The sequence below is a fragment of the Kribbella sp. DT2 genome (genome assembly GCF_049844575.1).
Taxonomy (GTDB): Bacteria; Actinomycetota; Actinomycetes; order Propionibacteriales; family Kribbellaceae; genus Kribbella.
In genome coordinates, this window is record NZ_JBNCLH010000001.1 from 735,521 (window position 1) to 758,443 (window position 22,923).

A 22,923-nucleotide genomic window follows, 5' to 3' on the forward strand; every position below is an offset into this window, starting at 1 on the left:
GAACAGACAAGTACAGGTGAGGACGCGCTCACCCCTGGGGCGCGGTGAGGAGTCCCAGCAGATGCGCACGGTGAGGATCGTCGGCCTGGGTGTCGTCGCGGCACTCGTGGTGGTCGGCCTGTTCGAACTACCGGCCAGCCCGTTCGCGCGGCGCGACCTGCCCGATCGCGCGCCGGTCGCGGTGTCGCAGTCGAGCGAGGCCGGCAGCACGCCTGCCGAGGGCAGCCCACAGACTCCGGCCAAGCCCGCCGACCCGCTGCCGGCTCCGACGATCACCTACCCGGAGCGGGGCGGGGCGTCGTACGCGGTCCTTCCCGGTTCTCCGGAGACGATCGGCACCGAGGGGCGCCTGCTCACCTTCGAGATCGACCTCGAGAACGGCATCAAGGGCATCGACAAGACCGAGCTGGGCCGTTTCGTTCGTACGACGTACGGCGCTCCGCAGGGCTGGACGGCCGGCGGGAAGTGGCGTTTCCGGCAGGTCGGGCCTGGTCAGGATCCCGGCTTCAAGCTGATGTTCGTGACGCCCGCGACCAGGGACGTGCTCTGCGGTGGCGGCTACGACCACTACACGAGTTGCCGGATCGGGCAGCGCGTCGTACTGAACATCGCGCGCTGGGTGAACGGCGTCCCGAACTACGGCGCCTCGCTCACCGAGTACCGCAAGTACATGCTGAACCACGAGACCGGCCATCGCCTCGGCGAGGCCCACGAGCTCTGCCCGGCCGCTGGTCGGCCGGCGCCGGTGATGCAGCAGCAGACCCTCGGCCTGCACGGCTGCACCCCGTACGCCTGGCCGTACCAGGACGGACGCCGCTACGAAGGGCGTCTCGGCAAGTACGACGACCCGATCCCGGGGACCTGATCACTCCTCGATGATCGAGAGCACGTTGCCCGCCGGGTCCTTGAACCAGGCGATCGGCGGGCCTTCGGTCCGCAGCACGCCGAGCTCGTCCTGGCCGTCGTCGTACCGCTCGAACGTCACGCCGCGCGCGGCCAGCTCCCGCGCGGCCGCGGCGATGTCCGCGACCGGGAAGTTGAGCGTCGTGTACGCGGCCGGCGTGTGATCGTCCTTGGGGTAGACCAGCACCGGATGCCCGCCCGCGATCTTGAGCTGCAGCATCCCGTGCTCCTCGTCGACGTCGAGCCCGAGCGTCCCGGTGTAGAACTCCTTGGCCGCCGGGACGTCGTCCACCGAGAACCCGCTGAACGCCTGCGTCTTTCCGAACATGTCCGCCTCCTACCAGTTGGTTTTCCTGGTACGTCGGCAGCACGTTCGCCTTCTCGACATCTCAGTTGTGCAGGGCCTGCGGAACCACCTGACCGACCGCCGCGGTCACCGTGGCCGTCTCCAGCCCGTCGGCCACCGTGTGCAGCAGCCGCACCAACTGTGCGGCATCCGCCGGCCCGAGAATCCCGGTGATCACGTCCAGCACCCGCACGGTCAACGCGTCGAGCTGCGACAACCGCGCCTGGCCCATCCCCGTCACCATCAGCACCGGCTCGGTCTTCACCAGCCCCAGCCCGGCCAGCTCGGCGATCGCCAGCTCGGCCTCGCCGGTCGTCGTCCCGACCTGCTCGGCGACAGCCGCCGCCGAGTCCCGCCCGTTGGAGATCGCGCTGAGCACGAGCGCCGCCGGCATCTTCATCCCGACCGCGTCCTGCAGCCCCAGGATCAAGGGGTGCGCGTGTCCCCGAACCCGCTCCACGGCGTCCAGCAGACGCAGCGCGTCCCCCACGTCGCCGATCAGCTGCTCGGTCTGCACCGTCGCGATCCCGCTCAACGGCACGTCCCGCTCGGGCACGGCCAGCGCCCTGGTCCCCGTCTCTTCGATGGTCACCGTTCCAGCCTACGGACCCCCGCTGACAGTTCGGCGTGTCGTTCCTGAGGAATCGCTGTGAATTCCGACCCACCCAACAATCGAACACCTGTTCCGATTGCGGTTCAGCGAATTGAGCTGTGAATTCCGGACAAAGGAACATTCGTTCGAGCGAACTGATCAGAAAATCCACTTTTCTTTCTGAGAAATCGGGACCGAAGCGTGACCTCGGCTCCAGGTCGTGCGTTGCACCTGACGTGACGGTGAACACACGGCTAACCGTCATCGCGCTCGCTCCGCGTCGAAGGCCGACAACCCCTCAGATCTGCCAGGAGGACCAGTGACAACCGCCACCGCCACCCAGACGTCCGAGCGCCGACGCGTCCGAGTCTGGTTCGGTGAGCACGTGATCGCCGACTACAACGCCGAACCGGCGTTGGCCGAGCGGTACGCCCACGCCATGAGCCGTCGCTTCGCCGGACTGCGGGTCACCAACGACCCGATGCCCGCCGTGGACCGGCTCCCCGACCCCCTGCCCGGCGAGCGCATGTGGGACGTAGCCCCGCGCTGAAGACCGAACCGACGTACTGCGCACTCCCTGTTGACGCAGCACGACCTGATCGACCCAGTGCGAACCACGAGTACGACGAACCGCCCGCACCACGGCCCACAAAGCCGGGTGTGGGCGGTTCTTTCGTGCACCGCCGTCGAAGCACGGCCCTGGTCTCCGACGTTCCCGGTGTGACCGACCCACGACCCGAGGAGACCACGATGGCCCGGCCCGTTCTGAACAGCATGCTGCTCGGCAGCTCCGACCCCGAGCGGCTGAAGACCTGGTACCGCGACGCCTTCCACGCCGGCGTCGACGGCTACGGCAACCTCGATCTCGGCGGCTTCGGCCTGGTGATCGAGCACCGCGACGACGTCGCCGCGACGGCGCCCGAGCCCGGCCGGTTCATCGTGAACTTCGCCGTCGACGACATCGAGGCCGGCGCCGACCACCTGCGCACCCTGGACGTCGAGTGGCTGGTCGAGCCGGAGGACCGCGGCATCGGCAAGTTCGCGACCCTCACCGATCCCGACGGCAACTACGTCCAGCTGATCCAGATGAAGCCCGAGTACTACGCGAACAAGTAGCGCTCAGCTGGGCGAGATGTTCTGGTTCAGGTGGAACACGTTCGCCGGGTCCCAGACCGTCTTCAGCGCCCGCAGCCGCGCGAGCTTCGCCGCCGGGAAGGCACGCCGTACGGGCTCTCCGTTGAGCGTGTTCACGTACGCACCGCTCGCGTACGGCTCGAGCCCGGCGGCGTACGCGCGCACCGTCGCGATCCGCTCCGCGTCATCGGCCGGATCCTCCCACCGCGTCGCGGTGACGAACTCGAACGCCGTGTCGCGGTGACCGAATGCCGCATCGGCGTCCGGTACGTCGGCGATCGCACCGCCGTACGACTGCAGGCTCGCGCCGATCCCCGGGTTCCGCAGCAACGCCCGCAGCGCCTCGTCCGGCAGCGACGTGAAGTAGTGCCCCTTCCAGTACCGCCGGTACCGGTGCCCCTGCACGTTGTCGTCCCGAGTCTGGAGCGTCAAGTACGACATCTCCCGCACGTCCTCCTCGACAACGGACCCCAACCCACGCAAGGCCGGCAGCAACGACGCACCCGCGACTGGATCCCCGACCCACACGAAGCCGACCCGTACCACGTCCCCGGCCACGTACGCCGTGAACGTCGCCTCTCGCGGCGCCGTGGCGCTCAGCTCCCGCCACCCCGCGAGCACCGCGAACCCCTCGTCCGCCGAGAACGCGAAGTCGGCGACCACGGTGGACGTCCCGACCGCGTGCAGCCGGAACTCGAACGACGTCACGATCCCGAAGTTCCCACCGCCGCCACGCAGCCCCCAGAACAGCTCCGGGTTCTCGTCCGCCGCCGCCCGCACGACCTCCCCGTCAGCGGTGACGACCTCGTACGAGACGACGTTGTCGCAGGCCAACCCGTACCGGCGAGCCAGCCAGCCCATCCCGCCGCCCAGCGTCAGCCCGCCGACCCCGGTGTGCGAGACGTTCCCGGCCGTGGTCGCCAGCCCGTGCTCCTGCGCGGCCCGATCCAGTTCACCCAGCAACGCCCCGCCCTGCACCCACGCCAACCGCCGTACGGGATCAACCCGTACGGCGCCCATCGGCGTCAGGTCGATCATCAGCCCGCCGTCCGGAACCGCCAGCCCGGCGATGTTGTGCCCGCCGCAGCGCACCCCGATCTCCAGCGACCGGCTCCGCCCGTACCGCACCGCCGCCGCGACCTCCGCGGTCGAGGCGCACCGGGCGATCACCGCGGGTCGCCGCTCGATCATCGCGTTCCACACCGTGCGTGCTTCGTCGTATCCCGGATCGCCGGCCTGCAACATCACCGGCAGCTGGATCTCGGTCGTGATCATGGCAGGGCTCCTTGTCCACAAGTGCTGGTGCAATCACCCTGACAGCGCCCCGCAGCGCGGATAAGGTCCAATTCCATGAGCCGTTCGAGGACCGGTTCCGGTACCGGTGAGCTGCTGGTCGAGATCCAGCGCGGCAGCGCCGTGCCGCTGCACCAGCAGCTGGAGACCGGGATCCGCGAGCGGATCCGCGAAGGCCTGCTGCGCGCGGACGCCGTACTGCCGTCGTCGCGAGCGCTCGCGAACGACCTAGGCCTGTCCCGCGGCGTCGTCGTCGAGGCGTACCAGCAGCTCGTCGCCGAGGGCTACCTGGTCAGCCGGACCGGCGGCTACACCCAGGTCGCGCAGACAGCGCGTGCGCAACCGTCGACTCGCGCCAACCACAAGCCTGCCGGCCCGCCCAGGATCGACTTCAAGTACAGCCGTCCCGACGTCACGCAGTTCCCCCGCGCGGCCTGGCTGCGATCCGTCCGCCGGGTCCTGAACGAGACCCCGCACCGCACCTTCTCCTACCTGAGCGGCCAGGGCGCGCCCGACCTCCGTGAGGCGCTGGCCGACTACCTCAACCGCGTCCGCGGTACGTCGGCCCGGCCGGAGAACATGCTGATCTGCCACGGTTTCGCCCAGGGCTCCCGGCTGCTCTTCCAGGTCCTCGCCGCGGCCGGCTACCGGAAGATCGCGCTCGAGGACCCGTCCGACTACGACCTGCGCGACGTCGCCGTCACCGCCGGGCTGGTGGTGGTCGGCGTACCGGTCCTCGACTCCGGCGTGGACGTGGCGGCCCTTGACCGATCCGGCGCGGACCTCGTGCTGGTCACCGCGGCGCACCAGATGCCGATCGGCGCGGTCGCGTCGCCCGAGACCCGCGCCGCGCTGGTCGAGTGGGCCGTACGCCGCAACGCCCTGATCCTCGAGGACGACTACGACGCCGAGTACCGCTACGACCGCGAACCGATCGGTGCCATCCAGGGCCTCGCCCCCGACCGCGTCGTCTACGCCGGTACGGCGAGCAAGACGCTCGCGCCCGGCCTCCGCCTCGGCTGGCTGGTTCTCCCCGACGCCTTGGTCGAGCCGCTTGCCGCCGCGAAGCTGACCGACGACCGCGGCTCGTCGGTCCTCGACCAGCTGACCTTCGCCGACTTCGTCGCCCGCGGCGAGTTCGACCGCCACCTGCGCCGGATGCGCCCGCGGTACCGGAACCTCCGCGACCTCCTGGTCACGCAACTGGCCGACCGGCTCCCCGACTTCGAACCGGTCGGCGTCTCCGCCGGGCTCCACCTGCTCACCTGGCTCCCGCCCGACCTGCCCGCCGAGGCCGTCGTCGACGCGGCGCGCGCCCGGGACGTCGGCGTGTACCCGCTCACGCCGTACTGGTTCACCCCGCCGGGCCCACCCGGCCTGGTCTTCGGCTACGGCAGCCTGACCGAGCAAGCAGTTGCTGAAGGCATCGATTTGCTCGCCGGCGCCGTCGGCACCGTCCGGCCATGATCGACGCGTTCCGGATCGCCGTGCCGCAGAGCGACCTCGACGACCTCCGTACCTTCTGCCGGCCGCTTCGCTAGCAGTACTCGCGGCACCCGCGATCCACGCCGTACGCCGCCTTGGCTCTCCCGACCACTCCCGCAGGCGTCGCCGGCTTCCCTCTGTCCAAGCTGCTCAGGAACCCCTGCGGCGGCACCGCCCCGCGCCGGATCCACCACCGCCCGGCCGCGGTCGGCCAGCTGATCCCGAAGTGCAGATGCGCCGGCGTCGAGCGCGCACTGCCGGTCCGGCCGGTCAGGCCGAGTACCTGACCCGCCCGGACCTCGACCCCTGGACGGATCCCCGCAGCGATCGACGACAGGTGCGAGCCGTAGTACCGGACCCCGTCCCGCCCGACGACCGACACGGCGAGCCCACCCCGGTCCGCACCGACGTTGGTCTTCGGATCCCACCGGTCCACCCGCGTCACCTCGTCCACCCGCCCGTCCACCGGCGCGACGAACCGGCAACCGGCCTTGGCGAAGATGTCCGCCGCCGGGTAGTCGTGGTGAGCCTGGGACGCCGACGCCACGCACCCCTGCACCGGGAACACGTACCTGATCGGCGGGAGCCGCACAGGGCTCGGTGTCACCTTCTTGTGCGGGCTCGTCGCAACCGTGCTCGGACTCGGCGTCGCCCCGACCTCCGCGTCCGGCGTCGCCGCGACACTCGGTCCAGGCGCAGTACTGGCACTCACCTGTGGCGCCGCCGTCTTCGCAGGCGCTTCCACCGCCGCCCGATCCAGCAATCCCAGCCCCGACAACGCCAGCAGCCCGGCCGCCGTCACCCCGGCGGCCGCCGTACCGAAGACCACCGCGAGCCGCACCCTCACTGCCGCCAGAACGCGTTGACCACCACGGCGGGATACACCGTCTCACAGGGAATCCCGTTGCCGTCGGCATCCATCCTGCTCGGCATGCCCGAGTACCACCAGTAGGTGACGGAGTCCCCGTACGACGCCCCCATCGACACCAGGTCGCGGCACAGCAGCCCGACCGGCACCGACGCCACCGTCCGCACCTCCCGACCCCGCCAGTACTGCCCGACGTCCGCCCGCGAGTACACCGTTTCGCAGGGAATCCCGTTCCGGTCGGCGTCCATCTGGTTCGGCTGCCCCTGCACCCGCCAGTAGTCGATCGCCGCGACGTAGCTGTACCCCCGCGCCTTCAGATCACGGCAGAACAACCCACCCGCCAGCCCCCGCACGTCCCCAGGCCGCGCCGCTGACGCACTCGGCCGTGGCACCATCGTCACGGTCGCCGTCGGTGCCGCGACCGAAGGTGCCGCGACCGACGGCGCCGACGCCGGAGCAGGCGCGGCCGCGTCGCGAGCCGGCGCGCTGCTGTCCGGCGCGGGCTCGTTCTTGTTCATCGTCAGCACCACCAGCCAGACGAGCAGGACCGCGATGACGCCGACGGCCACCCCGCCGAGCGCGACCAAGGTCGCGCTGCCCTGCTCGGTGAAGCGTTTGATCACTTTCTGTTGTGTTCTCTGCATGACCTTCCCCCCTGCGGACCATGCAGCCATCACTTTCCGTGTTTGTCCAGGGCTCGGCGGGGCTCACTGCCGCCAGAACGCGTCGACCTCCGTCCCGGCGTACAGCTGCTCGCAGGGGATTCCGTTGCGGTTGGCATCCATTCGGGGGGGCTGCTGCTGGGTCTTCCAGTACTCGACGGTGGCGCCGTAGCCGTAGCCGCGCTGCTTCAGGTCCCGGCAGAGCAGGCCGTCCGGCAGCTCCCGGACGTCCCCGAACGCCTTGACCGACGCGGCGGTCGAGGTGGGCCGGGGCGTCACCGGGACGGTCGCGATCGGGGTCGGCTGGACGACCCGGGCGGGCGCGACGGCCTGGACCCGCGAGGCGTCGGCCTCGGGCTCGTGCATCGCCAGGACGACGAGCCCGGTGACCAGTACGGCGACGAGGCCGGCCGTCATCCCCGCGACGGCGGCCAGGAACGCGCTCCCTGCCGTGAAACGTGCGGCCGAGTTCCCCATGATTCCCCCCGACCACCAGTGAAGCCGTCAGGTGGGGTTCTGTCCATGGATTAGCGGCAAACGCGACATGGTCGCAAAACAAGGGGGACAGGGCAACCACCGGCGCCGACGGTTCATCGGGAGAACACCCACACGTCATGAACACAGGCGATGATCACGCCGGATTCCGCCATCCGAGAGGACGCACGATGGGACACACCCACGACCACGATCACGACGATCACGGCCAGGGGCACGGCCACGGTCACGGCCAGGGGCACGGTCACGACCACCACCACCCGAACACCGAGCTGGACGCCGCGACGCTGGCCGCGCTGGACGAGTCGATCCCGGACACCGACCTCTCGCCGTCGGAGGTGAGCCGCCGCTCGCTGCTGCGCTCGGCAGGCATCCTCGGCGGTACGGCGGCGCTGGCCGTCACCGGCGCGCAGGCGGCCGCCGCCGCGGCGCCGAAGAACGTGCCGGGCTGGATCTTCCAGCAGCACAAGCGCCCGAACGTCTGGCTGGCCGGCGACCACCACATCCACACCCAGCTGAGCTCGGACGGCATGTACCGCGTCATCGACCAGGCCCGCCACGCCACGGCGTACGGGCTGGACTGGCTGGTCATCACCGACCACGGCGGCGCTACCCACGCCCGGATCGGTGTCGACCTGGTCAACCCGCAGATCAAGGCGGCCCGGACCGAGCTGAAGAACACGCTGATCTTCCAGGGCCTGGAGTGGAACATCCCGGCCGCCGAGCACGGCACCGTGTTCGTCGCGCCGGGCAGCCGCGAGGTCGAGGTGCTCAAGCAGTTCGAGAACAGCTACGACGGCAGCGTGAAGAACGCGAGCGGCAACACCCCGGCCAACGAGCAGCTCGCGGTCTCCGGCATCCAGTGGCTCGGCCAGCAGGTCGACCGCCGCCGGGTGCAGGACGCGCTGTTCCTGGCCAACCACCCGGCCCGCAACGGCATCGACAGCCCGCACGAGATCCGCAACTGGCGCGACGCCGACCCGCGGATCGCGATCGGCTTCGAGGGCGCGCCGGGCCACCAGGCCGGTGGCCTGCCGGCCTCGATCGGCGCCGGCGGGGCCCGCGGCCTCTACGGCAACGCCCCGAGCGCGAACTCGTTCGCCGGCTACCCGGCCGAGTCGTACCGAACCTGGGGCGGCTTCGACTGGATGACCGCGACCGTCGGCGGCCTGTGGGACAGCCTGCTCGCCGAGGGCAAGCCGTGGTGGGTCAGCGCGAACTCCGACAGCCACGTGAACTGGAACGAGACCTCCCGCCGTCCCGACGGTTCGGACCAGGCGCAGTTCGACCGCGACGGGCGCTACATGGACCCGGTCTACAGCGGCACGGTCAACCGGACCGCCGCCGACTTCTTCCCCGGTTACTACAGCCGCACCCACGTCGGCGCCGACCGCCGCGACTACCTGTCGGTGATGGAAGGCCTGCGGGCCGGCCGGATGTGGGTCGACCACGGCATGCTCGCCAAGGGCGTCGAGGTCGAGGTCCGCGAGGCCGGCCAGCGGTACGGCGAGCCGCTCGGCGGTGCGCTGACCGTACGGCGCGGCCGCGCGGTCGAGCTGGTCGTCCGGATCAGCACCCAGACGATGCCGAACTGGTCGAACTTCGTCCCGAAGCTGAACCGGGTCGACGCGATCCGCGGTGCGGTCAAGGGCACGGTCAGCAACCGCGACACGTTCACCGCCCCGGACACGAAGGTCGTCCGGCAGTGGGACACCTCGGGCAAGCGCGGCACCTTCGAGCTGGTCCTGCCGCTGGGCCGGGCCGAGGAGCCGTTCTACGTGCGGATTCGTGGCACCGACGGCAACCGCAGCCAGCCGGGCTACCTCGGTGCGGGGATCGACCCGGCGGGCCCGCAGCTCGACGTGGTCGGCGACGCCGACCCGTGGGCGGACCTGTGGTTCTACACGAACCCGATCTGGGTCCTTCCCAAAAGGTGATCATCGCCGTCGACGCGGGCAGCCGCGACACCGCCGCGGCCGAGCACGTTCTGCACGAACTGCTCGGCCCGGCGCCGTCCCCGGTGCCATTTCGTGGGTTAACCCATGAAATGGACCCTTGGCCCACCGAAATTCGGGGGGCCAAGGGCGCATCTCGCGGGTTGACCCCCGAAATGCTGGTGATCGCGTGCACGCACCTGATCACCGGGGGCGAGACGCCGCACCTCGCCGTCTCGATCACCGCGCCGACGGACGAGCTCGAGGACCATGTCCGCGCTTGGTGCACCGACCACGGCGCGGGCTCGGCCTTTACCCACCCCGGCGCGACCGCCCCCGACCTGGCCGGCCCGAGCACCCTCGTCCGCGGCGCGTACGTCGCCGCGGTCGAGACCGCCCTGGGCACCGGCCGCCTGGTCCGGTGGCCCGGCCGCGAGCACGCGCACGGCGTACAGACCGCCGCGGACCTCCGCGCCAAGGCCGGCATCGACTACGTCGAGGCCCTAGGCGGCCTCACCATCACCGACGAATCGATCATCGACACCCGCGACTTCGTCCGCCCCCTCCGCCGCGAAGGGCAGGTCATCCTCCAGGTCCAACCGGCTGCCGGCGGCGTCCTCATCCCCTTCGAGGCCGAGCACCAGCAGAAGTGCTGCGCCGACCACTAACTCCTGACGTCCCACGCAGCTGACTCGGCCAGTACCTCGGGCAGTTCGCCGATCACGCCGAGGCGTTGGGTGCACCGCGTCAGCGCGACGTACAGGTCGCGCAGGCCGCGGGGTGACTCGAGCATGATGCCTTCGGGGTCGACCACGAGGACGGAGTCGAACTCGAGGCCCTTCGCGCCGGCGACCGTCAGGACCGTGACGTCGGCCAGATCGCCGACCGCCTCCTGGACGAGCTCCAGCCGGAGCCGCGACGTGATCACGCCGACCTGCCCGTGCTGGACCTCCTCGCCGGCGACCTTGCTGACGTACGCCGCCTGATCAGCCGGTACGACGTCGACGTGCCACGGCTTCACCCCGGTCGACCGCACCGACTCCGGCGCCTTCGCCGTCGGGTCCACCAGTTGCAGCACGTGCCCGGCGAGCTCCATCACCTCGGCCGGCGTCCGGTAGTTCATCGTCAGCTCGGCCAGCCGCCAGCGGTCGCCGAAGGTCGACGCGAGTGCCTGCCGCCAGCTCGTGCCGCCGCCGGCCGCACTCGTCTGCGCGACATCGCCGACCAGCGTCATCGACCGCAGCGGGCACCGCCGCGCGATCGCGCGCCACGCCATCGGGGACAGCTCCTGCGCCTCGTCGACGATCACGTGCCCGTACGTCCACCGCCGATCGGCCGCGGCCCGCTCGGCCAGCGTCCGGTCGTCGTCCGCCTCGAACCGCTCGGCCAGGGTCTCGGCGTCCAGGATGTCCCGCGCGGTCAGCACCTCCGACTCGTCGTCCTCGTCGAAGTCCGTCGAACCCGATCCACTCAGTACGTCGAGAGAGCCTTGCGCGTAAGCGATGGCGCGCGCCCGCTCCGCCTTCAGCCGGGCCACCTCCTGCCCGTCGTCGCCGAGCAGCTCGGCCGCCTCGTCGAGCAGCGGTACGTCGGCCGGGCTCCAGTCGTCGCCGTACCGGAGCAGGTGCTCGCGGTCCAGCTCGCTCAGCTGCGGAGCGGCCTCGGCCAGGCGCCGCTCGTCGCCGTACAGGTCGACGAGCAGCTCGCGGGGACTCAGATTCGGCCAGAGGCGGTGCAGCAGCTCCTGGACGGCCGGTTCGGCGATGACCTCTTTGCGCAGCTCGGCCAGGTCGTACTCGTCGAGCAGGTTCTCGCCGCCGAGCGGGTCGGCGCCGATGATCTCGGCGTACTGGTCGACGAGCGCGTCCACGATCTCGGTCAGGAAGAACGGCCGGGCCTGGTTGTGCGTCAGCCGCCGCTCGCGTGCCCTGGTCCGCGCGTCCTCGGCGGTCGCCGGGTCGAGCCGCAGCACGGTCCGGTCGACCGTCACCTCCAGCGGCTTGCTCGGCACCCACTGCCGGTTCGCGACCGCCTGCTCGATCACCTCGGCCATCACCGCCCGGCCCTTCACCTCGCCCGCTTCCGCGGACTCCGGCCGGGTCGCGGTCAGGCCGGGGTAGAGCTCGGCCAGTGTGACGAGTCGAACACCGTCCTCACCGAGCGACGGCAGCACCTGCCCGATGAACTTCAGGAATGTCGGATTGGGACCGACGACCAGAATTCCGCGCTTTTCCAGCTGGTCGCGATGGGTGTACAGAAGGTAAGCGGCCCGGTGCAACGCGATGGCGGTCTTTCCCGTCCCCGGACCACCCTGGACGACCAGCACGCCCGGCAGCTCGGACCGGATGATCCGGTCCTGGTCGGCCTGGATCGTCTGCACGATCGACTCCATCGTCCCGGTCCGACGAGCCTCGAGCGCCTTCAGCAGCACCGCCTCGCCCATCACCCCGGTGCCGAGCCGCGACTCGCCCTCCGCGGTCCGGCCGAGATCGAGCTGCTCGTCCTGGACGTCGACCACCTTGCGCAGCCGGCTCTGGATGTGCCGCCGCCGTACGACGCCCTGGTTGTGCACCGCGGTCGCCACGTAGAACGGGCGGGCGGCGGGCGCTCGCCAGTCGACCAGCAGCGGTTCGTAGTCCTCGTCGTGCAGGCCGATCCGGCCCAGGTGCAGGACCTCGCCGTCGCTGTCGTCGAGGCGGCCGAAGTACAGGCCTTCCTCGGCCGCGTTCAGCCGAGCGAGCCGCGCGTTGAGGTCGCGGACCCGGCCGTCACGCTGGTGCAGGGCCTGCGCGTTCCGCGTCCCGGCCACCTGCTCGCCCTCGCGGCGAGCTTCGGCCTGGGCGCGCTCACGGTCCAGCGCCGCGTAGAACGTGGCCAGGTGAACCTGTTCCGACTGCACCGGATTCTGCAATTCCAACCCCTCGTGATAAAATGCACCGCGTTGGCTTCCGGAAGCATTTCTCTTGGACGCCACAAATCGACGATTTTACGGCATTTCGCCGCCGTGAACACGAGGCAGTCCCATCGAGCGGCTTGACCTCAAGCGTTGTTGAAGTACTACCGTCGTACGACGTGACCGTTCACCCGCTCCGTCTGGCCCTCCTCGTCCGCAGCGCCGAGGCCAGTCCGTTCTGCCGGGCGCTGATGACGTGGTTCAGCCGTCAGGTGGAGAGCAGGGACGACTTCAAGCTCGACCTGGTCGACCTCTCGGTCACCGACGACCTGCGGCCGCGGATCGCGCAGGCCGACGCGGTCGTCATCCTCGCGCCCGAGTACAACCACGCCTACCCCGGCGACCTGAAGACCGCGATCGACACCGTCCGCGAGCCCTGGTACGGCAAACCGATCGGCTTCGTCGTGTACGGCGGCCGCTCGCGCGGGCTGCGCGCCGCCGAGCAGCTCCGGCTCGTCTTCGGTGAGCTGCACGCCGTCACCGTCCGCGAGACCCTCAGCTTCCAGCAGTTCCCGGGATCGAACGAGCCCGAGGAGCTCGACGACCTCGCGACCGCCGCGGCAGCTCGTTCTCTGCTCGACCAGCTCGCCTGGTGGGCCCGCGCCCTCCGCGACGCCCGCGCGGCGACGCCGTACCCGGCCTGATTAGCTAGACCCTTGTGACTCTGGTCGACATCACCGCCTTCGGTGCGGACAGCGGTGGCGTGAAGGACAGCACTCCCGCGGTCGTTGCCGCGCTGGCCCATGCGAGGACCTTGGACGGTCCGGTCCGGCTGGTGTTCCCGCGGGGCACCTACCAGCTCTATCCGGAGGCCGCGGTCGAGCGGGAGTTCTACATCTCCAACACCGTCGGCGCCGATCAGGCCCACCGCCTCAAGCGCTTCGCCTTCCTGGTGGAGGATTTCGCGGACCTCACGATCGACGGCGACGGGTCGAGCTTCCAGCTGCACGGGCTGCTGGGGCTGTTCGCCGTGGTTCGATCCGAGCGCGTCACGATCAGCAACTTCGCCTTCGACCACTCGGCGCCGAAGGTCGTCGACGTCACTGTCTCGGAGGCGGGGCCGGGGTACCGGATGCTCAGCATCCCGCCGGGCAACCCCTACGTGGTCGGCGACGTACTGACCTTCGTGGGCGAGACCAGCCCAGCCACCGGTACGCCGTACTGGCGCCACACCACCGACGAGATGTGGTACTCCCAGCTCCACGACCCGGTCGCCCAGCGCACCTGGCGCGGGCCCAACCCGCTCTTCGAAGATGTCGCCGGGATGACCGATCTCGGCGATCACCGCGTGCGCGTCGACTACAACTCCGCGGTCGTTCCTGAGGACGAGGGCCTCGTCTACCAGCTGCGCGAACCCACCCGCGACACCGCGGCCGGCTTCATCTGGGAGTCGTCGCAGGTCACGGTGACAAACCTGAAGGCCGGCTACCTGCACGGCTTCGGCATCGTCGGCCAGCTCAGCACCGACATCAGCGTGACCGACAACGAGTTCCGGGCCGACCGCTCGATCGGCCGCAGCACGGCGGCGTTCGCGGACATCCTGCAGATGTCGGGCGTGCGCGGCACAGTGACGATCACCGGCAACCTGTTCGACGGCGCGCACGACGACCCGATCAACGTGCACGGCACGTACGTCGAGGTCGCGGCCGTCGCCGGCGACCGGCTCGACCTGCGCTACCTGCACAACGAGACGGCAGGTTTTCCACAGTTCCACCCCGGCGACGTCGTCGAGCTGGTCGACAAGCTGACGATGGCCGGCGTCGGTCAGGCGACGGTCACCGCGGTCGACGGCCCGACCGGCGTCGACAGCAGCAAACCGCTGACCACGATGACGATCACGCTCGACCGCGCCGTACCGGCTGGTGTCGCGCCCGGCGCCCACGTCGTCGAGAACGTCACCTACACGCCGTCGGTGCGGATCGCCGGCAACACGTTCCGCAACATCCCGACCCGCGGCGTGCTGCTGACCACGCGGGGGAGCAGCGTGATCGAGGACAACGTGTTCGACGGGATGAGCATGGCGAGCGTCTACGTGGCGGCCGACGCGCACCAGTGGTACGAGTCGGGGCCGGTCCGCGATCTCGTCGTACGCGGCAACCGGTTCCTGCGGCCGGCGACGCCGGTGATCTGGTTCGACCCGACCAACCAGGTCGAGGGCGAGCCGGTGCACCGCGGCGTACGGATCGAGGACAACGAGTTCGAGCTGACCGGCGACGGCGAAGTGCTGCGCGCGAAGAGCGTCGGCGGGCTGGTTTTCACCGGCAACCGGATCACGGGCGGCGAGGCGTCGTACACGTTCAACGGTTGTACGGATGTGACGGTGGACGGCGAGCCGGTGGAATAGGTCGGCGGGCCGGCCGGTTGGGGTTGTACGTGACGAGTGAAGTGATGCCGCTGTCCGTGCTCGACCTGTCTCCCGTGCCGACCGGGACCAAGCCGTCGGAGGCGTTGCACGAGACGCTCGAACTGGCGAAGACCGCTGAGGCGGCCGGCTACAGCCGCTTCTGGCTGGCCGAACACCACAACATCCCGAGCGTCGCGAGCTCGACGCCCGAGGTGATGATCGCGGCCGTCGCCGCCGTCACCTCGACGATCCGCGTCGGCTCCGGCGGTATCATGCTGCCGAACCACTCCCCGCTGAAGGTCGCCGAGACCTTCCGCGTCCTGGCCGGCCTGCACCCCGGCCGGATCGACCTGGGCATCGGCCGCGCACCCGGCACCGACCAGCGCACCGCCCTGGCACTCCGCCGCAGTCGCGAGGCACTGGCCGCCGACGACTTCCCCGACCAGTACGCCGAGCTGCGCGCGTACGCCGAGGGCTTCCCCGCCGACCACCCCTTCGCCCCGATCAGTGCGCAGCCGTCCGACGTGCCGCTCCCGCCGGTGTGGATCCTCGGCTCCAGCACGTACGGCGGCCAGGCCGCCGCGATCCTCGGCACCGGCTTCGCCTACGCCGGCCACTTCGGCACGCTCGACCCCGCCGGCGTGATCGGCAAGTACAAGGAGATCTTCCAACCGTCGGCCCACCAGTCCGAGCCCCACGCGATCCTCGCCCTCGCCGCCATCGTCGCCGACACCGAGGAACGCGCCCAGCAGCTCGCCCAGGCCAACGCCCTCTCCATGCTCAACCTCCGCTCCGGCCGCCCCGGCCCCCTCCCGTCCCCCGAGGAGGCCGCCGCCTACCCGTGGTCCGAGGACGAGAAGGCCGCCGTCTCCCAATGGACCGACGGCGTCGCCGTAGGCACCCCCGACCAGGTAGCCGCAGATCTGGGCCGCCGAGCCAACGCCGCCGGCGCCGACGAACTGATCATCACCACCTCGATCCACGACCCAGCCGAACGCCGCCACTCCCACACCCTCCTCGCCGAAGCCTGGGGCCTGAAACCCCGCTAGCCCGGTACCGGCGACTCCCAGGCAGCCGTCACACCACGGCTGCCCTCACCCTCGCCCCCCACCTGCGGTCGGCCCCAGCGCCGTGGGCTCACATCCCATGGTCGGACCCCCGCTGGCTCCGGCCCGTGGGGCTCCGATCCCGTGGCCGCCGCCTGCTCGCATCGCCTCGGCTCCCTGGTGCCGTCGGGTCCCTTCCCGCGGCTGGACACCGGCTGGTTCCGGCTCGTGGGGCTCCGATCCCGTGGTCCCCGCCTGCTCGCATCGCCTCGGCTCCCTGGTGCCGTCGGGTCCCTTCCCGCGGCTGGACACCCGCTGGTTCCGGCCCGTGGGGCTCCGATCCCGTGGCCGCCGCCTGCTCGCATCGCCTCGGCTCCGCGGCGCCGTCGGCTCCTTCCTCCGATGGCGGGGACGCCCGCTGGCTCGACCCGTGGGCCTCCATCCCTCGGCCCCTAACCCCGAGCCCCCCACCCACGAGCCCCTCGGCCCCCAACCCCTCGCCCTCAACCCCTCGGCCCCCAGCCCCTCGGCCCCCTGAGCCCGGCACCCGGCTCTCACGCATGTCCTTTCGGGGGCAGCTGCACATAGCCCTCCCTCCCGGGGGCCACCACCTGCTCCACAGCAACGGCGACCAAATGGGTCCACCCAAACCGGGTAGCCCAGCAGAAGCTGCGCGAACCAGGAGTGCCGACCAATCCCCGCCTGCTCGGCGACTGCTCTCTTGTTGGGCCACTGACGCCGTACAACACACCAGTCGCCACACAAGGGACCAGTCGTCGAGGAACCCAGCCGTCGATGGACGAGCAACCTCCCGTCCGACCTCGCCGCAGGGCGACTACCAGACCGTTCCGCCGCGACGGGTGAAGCGGCACCCGCTGAACCGCCTCGGGACTCGCCGACCCCCAGCACGGGACCAGGTCGACCAAGAACCTATCGACCCCGACCTCACCTGACGGAAGTTATCCACAGGGCAAGTTATCCACAGGCCTGTTCACGGACGGACGTGCTCGAAGATCAAGCTGGTCTCCGCGTGAACCACCGCGGGATCCGCCGTCAGATGATCGAGCACGAAGTCGCGCAGCGCGTCGGGCGACTCGGCCGCCACGTGCAGCAGGTAGTCGTTCGCGCCGCTGACGTGGAAGAGCGACAGGACGCCGGGGAGCCGCGGGACCATCGCGCGGAAGCGGTCGATCTCGTCGCGGGAGTGGGCGCCGATCCGGATCGCCACCATCGCCTGCAGCGGCCGCCCGAGCGCGGCCAGGTCGACGTCGGCGTGGAACCCGCGGATCACCCCGCGGTCGCGCAGCGCGCGCACGCGCGCCAGGCAGGTCGACGGCGCGATCCCGGTGGCCTCGGCGAGCGCGTTGTTCGGCATCCGGCCGTCCGCGGTGAGCAGCCGGACGAGCTCCAGGTCGACCTCGTCGAGCCCCGCGGGGATCGGCCGGGGGGCCGGTCCGGGGGTCCGGCGATCCTTCGGCATGACCTCACTGTAAAGGCCATCCACAGAATCCACAGCGTGTGGACAAGCCTGTGGACGAATTTTCTTCGGAACTCTTGCCCCAAACTCGCAGAAGATTCCACCCTGGCCGCACCGCAGTCGGACCGAAGGAGGCCACGATGGACACCCGCGCCGTGCACGCCGGCCGTGACGACCTGACCGCCCTCGGGGTGCACGTCCCCCCGATCGACCTCAGTACGACGTACCCGCTCACCGACCTGCAGTCCGGTGGCGCCGCGTACGACCGGATGGCCGCCGGCGGCGACCCCGGCGCGGGCAGCCTCGTCTACCAGCGCCTCTGGAACCCGAACGTCGCGCGCCTCGAAACCGCCCTGGCCGAGCTGGAGACCTGCGACGGCGCAGTCGCTTTCAGCACGGGCATGGCAGCCCTCGCCGCCGTCCTGCTCGCCACGGTCGCCGCTGGCAAGCCGCACGTCGTCGCCGTCCGTCCCCTGTACGGCGGCTCGGACCACCTGTTGTCCACAGGCCTCCTCGGTACGACGGTCAGCTGGGCCACCACCGAGACCATCGCCGACGCGCTCCGCCCCGACACCGGGCTCGTCCTGATCGAGACCCCGGCCAACCCGACCGTGGAGCTCGTCGACATCGCCGGCGTGGTCCGCCAGGCGTCCGGCGTACCGGTGGCTGTGGACAACACCTTCGCGACCCCAGTGCTCCAGCAGCCCGCGCAGCACGGCGCCACGCTCGTGCTGCACTCCGCGACGAAGTACCTGGGCGGCCACGGCGACCTGATGGGCGGCCTGGTCGCCGGGCCGGCGGAGTGGGTCGCCAGGATCCGCCAGATGCGTGCGGTGACCGGAGCTCTGCTCTACCCGCTGGCGGCGTACGAGCTGCACCGGGGACTGCAGACGCTGCCGGTCCGCGTCCGCGCTCAGCAGGCCGGTGCGGCGAAGGTGGCTGACTGGCTGAGCACCCACCCGGCTGTGGACAAGGTCTACTACCCCGGTCTGCCCGAGTGCGACCCGCACGGGCTGGTCGGGCGTCAGCAGAGCGGGCCGGGCGCCGTACTGGCCTTCCGGACGAGCCGGGCCGACCAGCTACTGGCCGGGCTCGAGCTGATCACCCATGCGGTGTCTCTGGGCGGTGTGGACACGCTGATCCAGCACCCGGCCGCTCTGACCCACCGCCTGGTCGCTGAGGACGCCAAGCCCGACCAGGACCTACTCCGCCTCAGCATCGGCCTCGAAGACCCCGAGGACCTGGTCAAGGACCTCGACCAGGCCTTGGCCTAGCAGCCGCCGGGGCCCGCAGTTCGGGGGAGCGGGCTCCGGCCAGTACGACGGCCGGCCGGATCAGCCACCGGCCGGCCGATCAGACACTGACCGCCTGAGTCAGCACCCGGTCGACGATGCCGTAGTCGAGCGCCTGCTCCGGCGTGAACCACCGGTCCCGGTCGAAGTCCTCGGTGATCCGGTCCACCGACTGCCCGGTCCGTTCGCTCAGCAGCTGGGCCAGCTGCTGCTTGGCCAGCAGCGACTGCTCCGCCTGGGTCTTGATGTCGCTGGCCGTGCCGCCCATCCCGCCGGACGGCTGGTGCATCATGATCCGCGCGTGCGGCAGGCTGAACCGCTTGCCCGGCGCACCGCAGGCCAGCAGTACCTGTCCCATCGACGCGACCAGCCCCATCGCGTACGTCGAGACCTCGTTGCCGATGAAGTTCATCGTGTCGAGGATCGCCAGCCCGGCCGACACCGAGCCGCCGGGGGAGTTGATGTAGAGGGAGATCTCCGCCTTCGGGTCCTCGGCGTTCAGCAGCACGAGCTGGGCGCACAGCGCGTTGGCGTTCTCGTCCTTGATCTCGTCGCGCAGGACGACGATGCGCTGCCAGAGCAGCCGCTGGTAGATGTGCTGGTCGAGGTCGGTGGTTCGCTGGTTCTCGCTCATGCTCTCCAGCGTGGCCCCGGCCGGGCCACCCGTCGCCGGAATCTGCCCGTGGCAGATCTGCCCACCGCAGACCCGCCGGGGATGGCACACTCGGTACAAGGACCACGAAGCCGAGGAGGATCCAGACGTGCTGCTACGCCAGGTGATCGGGAACGTCTTCCGCCGGCTGCGGCGCGAGCGGGGCATCACCCTGCGCGAACTCGCCGAGGTGGCCCAGGTGTCGGTGCCGTACCTGTCCGAGATCGAGCGCGGCCGCAAGGAGCCCTCGTCGGAGATCCTGGCCGCGATCTGCCGGGCGCTCGACCTGGAGCTGTCCGACCTGCTGGCCGAGGTGCAGTTCGACCTGGCGACCGCGGTCCGCTCCACGCTGCCGGTCCGTCTGCAGACGGCGGCGATCCGGGTTCAGGAGTCCGCCCCGCAGCGGATCGGGACCTCCGGCCCCCAGTCGTCGTACTCGACCACCGCGCAGACGTTCGCCCTGGTCGCCTAGCCGGTGCTCTACCGGTCCGACCGGTCGAGCTCACGCCGTACGACGCCCGCACCTGCTGACGTCCTGGCGTTCCACCAGAGCCTGGCCGACTACGCGCCCACACCGCTGCACGACGTACCGGCCCTGGCTGCTGAGCTCGGTCTCGGCCGCGTGCTGGTCAAGGACGAGTCGCAGCGACTCGGCCTGCCCGCGTTCAAGGCGCTCGGCGCCTGGTGGGCGATCCACCGCGCGCTCCAGCCCGACACCGAGGTCCTGGTCACGGCCACCGACGGCAACCACGGCCGCGCGGTCGCCCGCCGCGCCCGCATGCTCGGCCTGCGCTCCCACGTCTTCGTCCCCGACGTGGTCAGCGCAGCCGCCGCCGACGCCATCCGCTTCGAGGGCGCCGAGGTCACCGTCCTCCCCACCTCGTACGACGACGCCGTGCTCGCCGCGGCTGACTCCATCACTCCAGGTCGCCTCCTGATCCAGGACTCCGCCTGGCCCGGCTACGAGGTGGTCCCGCAGTACATCGTCGACGGCTACTCGACCCTGTTCCACGAGATCGACGTGCCCGCCGACCTGGTCGTCGTACCGATGGGGGTCGGCTCAGTAGCCCAGGCAGCAGTCACGCACTGCGGCACTGTCCTCGGCGTAGAGCCCAGCAGCGCCGCCTGCATCACCAGCAGCCTGCTCGCCGGTCACCCGGTGACAGTAGAAACCAGCAGCACGGTCATGGCCGGCCTGAACTGCGGTACGCCGTCCAGCCTGGCCTGGCCGGTCCTGCGCGACGGACTCCACGCGGCGGTCACAGTGGAAGACGCCGACGCCCTACGGGCTTCGGAAGATCTTGTAGCGTTGGGCATCTCGTCCGGACCCAGCGGCGCTGCCACGCTGGCCGGCCTGCGGGCCGCACGCGACTCGCTGGACCTGTCCGCCGAGAGCACCGTCGTACTGATCAGCACCGAGGGGCGTTAGTGGAACTAGTCGTGCGATTCCCTGTCGACGATCAGGCGCTGTCGACGCTCCATGCGCTGGCCTTCGGGTCTCCGCCCGGCACCGCTGATCCCTGGGCCGCCCGGTTGGAGCGGCACGCGCTTACCTGGGTAGGTGCCTTCGACAACGACGAGCTGATCGGCTTCGTGCAGGTCTGCTGGGACGGCGGTGTCCACGCCTTCGTCCTGGACACCGCCGTGCACCCGGACCACGGCCGCAAGGGCCTCGGCTCGCAGCTGGTCGCCCGTGCGGCCGACGAGGCGCGGGCTGCCGGGTGCGAGTGGCTGCACGTCGACTTCGAGCCGCACCTCAAGAGCTTCTACCTGGACGCGTGCGGCTTCACGCCGACCGACGCCGGGCTGCTCAAGCTGCGCTGAGCGCTGTCAGGCCCTCGGTGGAGACACAGGAGATCAGGCAGCGCTCCTTGGCGTCGCCCAGCAGGTCAGCGGTCCAGCGGGTGAAGCCACCGTCGCCCAGCTCGTTGCCGCCGACCCCCACTCCGATCGCCGTACCGGCGTAGTAGCCGGCGCCCTTGGTGCGCTCGGTGTCCTCCACGAACTCCACCGGCAGCCCGGGCCGTACGGTGTCGTCGATCCGCTCCCGGACCGCGCTCGGCGTGAACATGGTGAACGTGAGGTCCGCCTTCTCACCCAGTACGGCGTACCAGTAGCGCAGGTGATCCAGCAGCAGCTCCGCCTCCGTGCGGCCCGAGCCGGTGTCCCGCGCCGACGAGACCAGCGCGAACAGCTCGAAGTGCGCGGACATCCCCGGCGCGTTGTTCACCTGAGCCCGCACCACCCGCTGGCAGGTCGCCAGGTCGACGCGCTCAGCGCCAGCACGTCGTCGTACGGCGGCCTCGAGCGCGAGCTCGTTGGTCGGGTCACTGGCGACCTCGGTGTTCCGCATGGTGCTCAGGACCATGTTCTGGTGGATGTTGGACACGACCGAGCACGTGCCGAGCGGTGTGACCGGTGACAGCTCGACGCCGGCGAACCGGTCCGGCAGCAGGTCCCACAGCCGGGCCTGAGTCCGGGCCAGTGCCCGCGGATCGGTCTGCGACGGCTGAACGAAGCGGTCGTTGCGCCAACGGTCGAGGACCCGGGCCGGAGTCAGCTTCGCGGCCCGCTCACGGCTCACGTCGAGGAACGCGCTCTGCAGGTCGGACGGGCTCAGGCCGTCCACCAGCGCCTCCCGGGTCCCGGCGGGGAGCTTCGACCAGATCCGATCACTCGTCATGGCGCAAGCCTGGCCGAAAGTGTGGACGGGCGCGCGGCAATTAGCTCTGTACCTACTAGTATGTTCGGGATGTCGACCGAGAGGGAGCGGGCCGTGGACGCGATGCAGTACGAGGTGACCTTGCCGGCGGACTACGACATGGGGATCATCCGGCGCCGGGTGGTGGAGCGGGGTGCGGCGACCGACGACTTCGACGGGCTCGGGCTGAAGGCGTACCTGATCCAGGACCAGGCGAACGGCGCGGCGGTGAACCAGTACGCGCCGTTCTACCTGTGGAACGACTCGGCCGGGATGGCGCGGTTCCTGTGGGGCGGCGGGTTCTTCACCGGGATCTGCCAGTCGTTCGGGCGGCCGAGTGTGCGGCACTGGACGGGCGTGGACTCGCTGCCCGGGCCGGACGCCGACCAGCCCGCCGTGGCCGCGACGAGGAACACGTGGGGCCTGCCGCCGGACGTGGATCCGGCCGGGCCGGTGGCGGAGGCCCTCGAATCACTGCGGTCGACCGCTGAGCTGCCCGGGGTGCACAGCTCCGCGATCGCCGTGGATCCGTCGCGCTGGGAGCTCGTGCACTTCACGCTGTGGAGCGGCGAACCAGGGATCGTGCCGGGGACCCGCTACCAGGTTCTGCACTTGTCCACACCCGGAACAAAAGAGCTTCTCGCCGAGTGAGGACGCGGGTATTTTCTAAGCATGAGATATCCGAACCCTTTCCTTTGACGCCCTGACCGCCTCCGAGATCGGCTTGCAGCCCGCATCGTCGCCTA

Annotated in this window: 24 protein-coding genes; 14 read left to right on the forward strand and 10 right to left on the reverse strand. The window is 70.5% G+C overall.

The features are described from left to right. Nucleotides 1-61 precede the first annotated feature (61 nt). Nucleotides 62-865 (forward strand): DUF3152 domain-containing protein, encoded by an 804-nt coding sequence (locus ACLQ2O_RS03515; RefSeq protein WP_425827074.1) that lies wholly within the window; start codon nt 62-64, stop codon nt 863-865. Here ACLQ2O_RS03515 and ACLQ2O_RS03520 read toward each other — a convergent pair whose 3' ends face one another. Next, nucleotides 866-1,231 carry a VOC family protein gene (locus ACLQ2O_RS03520; RefSeq protein ID WP_425827076.1) on the reverse strand — a complete coding sequence of 122 codons (366 nt, stop codon included), beginning with the start codon at nt 1,229-1,231 and terminating at the stop codon, nt 866-868. It abuts the gene before it with no gap. 61 nt (nt 1,232-1,292) lie between these two features. Then, nucleotides 1,293-1,841: a MarR family transcriptional regulator gene (locus ACLQ2O_RS03525; RefSeq protein WP_425827078.1), complete on the reverse strand. Its 549-nt coding sequence runs from the start codon at nt 1,839-1,841 to the stop codon at nt 1,293-1,295. A 319-nt stretch (nt 1,842-2,160) separates the two neighbouring features. Here ACLQ2O_RS03525 and ACLQ2O_RS03530 point away from each other — a divergent pair, with 319 nt between their 5' ends. Beyond that, complete coding sequence (locus ACLQ2O_RS03530) at nt 2,161-2,391, forward strand: hypothetical protein (protein WP_012924486.1); 231 nt, start codon at nt 2,161-2,163, stop codon at nt 2,389-2,391. Nucleotides 2,392-2,561: 170 nt separating this feature from the next. Beyond that, nucleotides 2,562-2,957, forward strand: coding sequence for a VOC family protein (locus ACLQ2O_RS03535; protein ID WP_425827081.1), 396 nt, complete (start codon nt 2,562-2,564; stop codon nt 2,955-2,957). Nucleotides 2,958-2,960: 3 nt separating this feature from the next. Here the strand turns inward: ACLQ2O_RS03535 and ACLQ2O_RS03540 are convergent, their stop codons facing one another. Then, complete coding sequence (locus tag ACLQ2O_RS03540) at nt 2,961-4,250, reverse strand: FAD-binding oxidoreductase (protein ID WP_425827083.1); 1,290 nt, start codon at nt 4,248-4,250, stop codon at nt 2,961-2,963. Between the two features lie 75 nt (nt 4,251-4,325). Between ACLQ2O_RS03540 and ACLQ2O_RS03545 the strand changes: the two genes are divergently transcribed. After that, nucleotides 4,326-5,735 carry a PLP-dependent aminotransferase family protein gene (locus ACLQ2O_RS03545; protein ID WP_425827085.1) on the forward strand — a complete coding sequence of 470 codons (1,410 nt, stop codon included), beginning with the start codon at nt 4,326-4,328 and terminating at the stop codon, nt 5,733-5,735. Nucleotides 5,736-5,805: 70 nt separating this feature from the next. Here the strand turns inward: ACLQ2O_RS03545 and ACLQ2O_RS03550 are convergent, their stop codons facing one another. From ACLQ2O_RS03550 to ACLQ2O_RS03560, 3 genes are all read right to left on the reverse strand, one after another. Beyond that, entirely contained in the window at nt 5,806-6,600 is a 795-nt protein-coding gene (locus tag ACLQ2O_RS03550; RefSeq protein WP_425827087.1) for a M23 family metallopeptidase, read from the reverse strand. Then, nucleotides 6,597-7,265, reverse strand: a complete 669-nt coding sequence (locus ACLQ2O_RS03555) for a hypothetical protein (RefSeq protein WP_425827089.1) — start codon at nt 7,263-7,265, stop codon at nt 6,597-6,599. Before ACLQ2O_RS03555 ends, ACLQ2O_RS03550 begins: the two co-directional genes overlap by 4 nt. Nucleotides 7,266-7,328: 63 nt before the next feature. Further along, nucleotides 7,329-7,760: a hypothetical protein gene (locus tag ACLQ2O_RS03560; protein ID WP_425827091.1), complete on the reverse strand. Its 432-nt coding sequence runs from the start codon at nt 7,758-7,760 to the stop codon at nt 7,329-7,331. Between the two features lie 188 nt (nt 7,761-7,948). Here ACLQ2O_RS03560 and ACLQ2O_RS03565 point away from each other — a divergent pair, with 188 nt between their 5' ends. Both ACLQ2O_RS03565 and ACLQ2O_RS03570 read left to right on the forward strand, forming a co-directional pair. Beyond that, nucleotides 7,949-9,715 carry a histidinol-phosphatase gene (locus ACLQ2O_RS03565; protein ID WP_425827093.1) on the forward strand — a complete coding sequence of 589 codons (1,767 nt, stop codon included), beginning with the start codon at nt 7,949-7,951 and terminating at the stop codon, nt 9,713-9,715. Nucleotides 9,716-9,888: 173 nt separating this feature from the next. Further along, the gene (locus ACLQ2O_RS03570) at nt 9,889-10,380 is read left to right on the forward strand and encodes a hypothetical protein (RefSeq protein WP_425827095.1); all 492 of its coding nucleotides are present in this window, start codon (nt 9,889-9,891) and stop codon (nt 10,378-10,380) included. Here the strand turns inward: ACLQ2O_RS03570 and ACLQ2O_RS03575 are convergent. Beyond that, entirely contained in the window at nt 10,377-12,611 is a 2,235-nt protein-coding gene (locus tag ACLQ2O_RS03575) for a HelD family protein (RefSeq protein WP_425827097.1), read from the reverse strand. The two genes, ACLQ2O_RS03570 and ACLQ2O_RS03575, sit on opposite strands and share 4 nt — an antisense overlap. 173 nt (nt 12,612-12,784) lie before the next feature. Here ACLQ2O_RS03575 and ACLQ2O_RS03580 point away from each other — a divergent pair, with 173 nt between their 5' ends. Genes ACLQ2O_RS03580 through ACLQ2O_RS03590 form a run of 3 tightly spaced genes read left to right on the forward strand, consistent with a single transcriptional unit; the run spans nt 12,785 to nt 16,058 of the window. Continuing rightward, nucleotides 12,785-13,309, forward strand: coding sequence for an NADPH-dependent FMN reductase (locus tag ACLQ2O_RS03580; protein ID WP_425827099.1), 525 nt, complete (start codon nt 12,785-12,787; stop codon nt 13,307-13,309). A 14-nt stretch (nt 13,310-13,323) separates the two neighbouring features. Then, complete coding sequence (locus ACLQ2O_RS03585; RefSeq protein WP_425827101.1) at nt 13,324-15,009, forward strand: alpha-1,3-galactosidase-related protein; 1,686 nt, start codon at nt 13,324-13,326, stop codon at nt 15,007-15,009. A 29-nt stretch (nt 15,010-15,038) separates the two neighbouring features. Next, nucleotides 15,039-16,058, forward strand: a complete 1,020-nt coding sequence (locus tag ACLQ2O_RS03590; protein ID WP_425827103.1) for an LLM class flavin-dependent oxidoreductase — start codon at nt 15,039-15,041, stop codon at nt 16,056-16,058. A 988-nt stretch (nt 16,059-17,046) separates the two neighbouring features. On the opposite strand, the gene ACLQ2O_RS03595 is transcribed toward ACLQ2O_RS03590, so the two are convergent. Next, on the reverse strand, nt 17,047-17,535 hold the full coding sequence (locus ACLQ2O_RS03595; RefSeq protein ID WP_425827105.1) for an Lrp/AsnC family transcriptional regulator: 489 nt from the start codon (nt 17,533-17,535) through the stop codon (nt 17,047-17,049). Between the two features lie 137 nt (nt 17,536-17,672). Here ACLQ2O_RS03595 and ACLQ2O_RS03600 point away from each other — a divergent pair, with 137 nt between their 5' ends. Next, entirely contained in the window at nt 17,673-18,806 is a 1,134-nt protein-coding gene (locus ACLQ2O_RS03600; protein WP_425827107.1) for a trans-sulfuration enzyme family protein, read from the forward strand. A 79-nt stretch (nt 18,807-18,885) separates the two neighbouring features. Here the strand turns inward: ACLQ2O_RS03600 and ACLQ2O_RS03605 are convergent, their stop codons facing one another. Beyond that, nucleotides 18,886-19,458 carry a ClpP family protease gene (locus ACLQ2O_RS03605; RefSeq protein ID WP_425827109.1) on the reverse strand — a complete coding sequence of 191 codons (573 nt, stop codon included), beginning with the start codon at nt 19,456-19,458 and terminating at the stop codon, nt 18,886-18,888. Between the two features lie 127 nt (nt 19,459-19,585). On the opposite strand from ACLQ2O_RS03605, the gene ACLQ2O_RS03610 reads away from it, so the two are divergent. Genes ACLQ2O_RS03610 through ACLQ2O_RS03620 form a run of 3 tightly spaced genes read left to right on the forward strand, consistent with a single transcriptional unit; the run spans nt 19,586 to nt 21,300 of the window. Next, the gene (locus ACLQ2O_RS03610; RefSeq protein ID WP_425827111.1) at nt 19,586-19,948 is read left to right on the forward strand and encodes a helix-turn-helix domain-containing protein; all 363 of its coding nucleotides are present in this window, start codon (nt 19,586-19,588) and stop codon (nt 19,946-19,948) included. Nucleotides 19,949-19,951: 3 nt separating this feature from the next. Then, nucleotides 19,952-20,905, forward strand: a complete 954-nt coding sequence (locus tag ACLQ2O_RS03615; protein WP_425827113.1) for a pyridoxal-phosphate dependent enzyme — start codon at nt 19,952-19,954, stop codon at nt 20,903-20,905. An 11-nt stretch (nt 20,906-20,916) separates the two neighbouring features. Then, nucleotides 20,917-21,300: a GNAT family N-acetyltransferase gene (locus tag ACLQ2O_RS03620; protein WP_425827115.1), complete on the forward strand. Its 384-nt coding sequence runs from the start codon at nt 20,917-20,919 to the stop codon at nt 21,298-21,300. Here ACLQ2O_RS03620 and ACLQ2O_RS03625 read toward each other — a convergent pair. Next, on the reverse strand, nt 21,287-22,159 hold the full coding sequence (locus tag ACLQ2O_RS03625) for a hypothetical protein (RefSeq protein WP_425827117.1): 873 nt from the start codon (nt 22,157-22,159) through the stop codon (nt 21,287-21,289). The two genes, ACLQ2O_RS03620 and ACLQ2O_RS03625, sit on opposite strands and share 14 nt — an antisense overlap. Before the next feature lie 69 nt (nt 22,160-22,228). On the opposite strand from ACLQ2O_RS03625, the gene ACLQ2O_RS03630 reads away from it, so the two are divergent. Further along, nucleotides 22,229-22,828, forward strand: coding sequence for a DUF4865 family protein (locus ACLQ2O_RS03630; protein ID WP_425827118.1), 600 nt, complete (start codon nt 22,229-22,231; stop codon nt 22,826-22,828). The last annotated feature ends 95 nt before the right edge of the window (nt 22,829-22,923 follow it).

What these genes read in the sequence shown, in the direction of transcription:
- ACLQ2O_RS03515 (WP_425827074.1), top strand. Translation starts at nt 62, where the DNA reads ATGCGCACGGTGAGGATCGTCGGCCTGGGTGTCGTCGCGGCACTCGTG.
- ACLQ2O_RS03520 (WP_425827076.1), bottom strand. Translation starts at nt 1,231, where the DNA reads ATGTTCGGAAAGACGCAGGCGTTCAGCGGGTTCTCGGTGGACGACGTC.
- ACLQ2O_RS03540 (WP_425827083.1), bottom strand. Translation starts at nt 4,250, where the DNA reads ATGATCACGACCGAGATCCAGCTGCCGGTGATGTTGCAGGCCGGCGAT.
- ACLQ2O_RS03545 (WP_425827085.1), top strand. Translation starts at nt 4,326, where the DNA reads ATGAGCCGTTCGAGGACCGGTTCCGGTACCGGTGAGCTGCTGGTCGAG.
- ACLQ2O_RS03555 (WP_425827089.1), bottom strand. Translation starts at nt 7,265, where the DNA reads ATGCAGAGAACACAACAGAAAGTGATCAAACGCTTCACCGAGCAGGGC.
- ACLQ2O_RS03560 (WP_425827091.1), bottom strand. Translation starts at nt 7,760, where the DNA reads ATGGGGAACTCGGCCGCACGTTTCACGGCAGGGAGCGCGTTCCTGGCC.
- ACLQ2O_RS03565 (WP_425827093.1), top strand. Translation starts at nt 7,949, where the DNA reads ATGGGACACACCCACGACCACGATCACGACGATCACGGCCAGGGGCAC.
- ACLQ2O_RS03570 (WP_425827095.1), top strand. Translation starts at nt 9,889, where the DNA reads ATGCTGGTGATCGCGTGCACGCACCTGATCACCGGGGGCGAGACGCCG.
- ACLQ2O_RS03595 (WP_425827105.1), bottom strand. Translation starts at nt 17,535, where the DNA reads ATGCCGAAGGATCGCCGGACCCCCGGACCGGCCCCCCGGCCGATCCCC.
- ACLQ2O_RS03600 (WP_425827107.1), top strand. Translation starts at nt 17,673, where the DNA reads ATGGACACCCGCGCCGTGCACGCCGGCCGTGACGACCTGACCGCCCTC.
- ACLQ2O_RS03605 (WP_425827109.1), bottom strand. Translation starts at nt 19,458, where the DNA reads ATGAGCGAGAACCAGCGAACCACCGACCTCGACCAGCACATCTACCAG.
- ACLQ2O_RS03625 (WP_425827117.1), bottom strand. Translation starts at nt 22,159, where the DNA reads ATGACGAGTGATCGGATCTGGTCGAAGCTCCCCGCCGGGACCCGGGAG.
- ACLQ2O_RS03630 (WP_425827118.1), top strand. Translation starts at nt 22,229, where the DNA reads ATGTCGACCGAGAGGGAGCGGGCCGTGGACGCGATGCAGTACGAGGTG.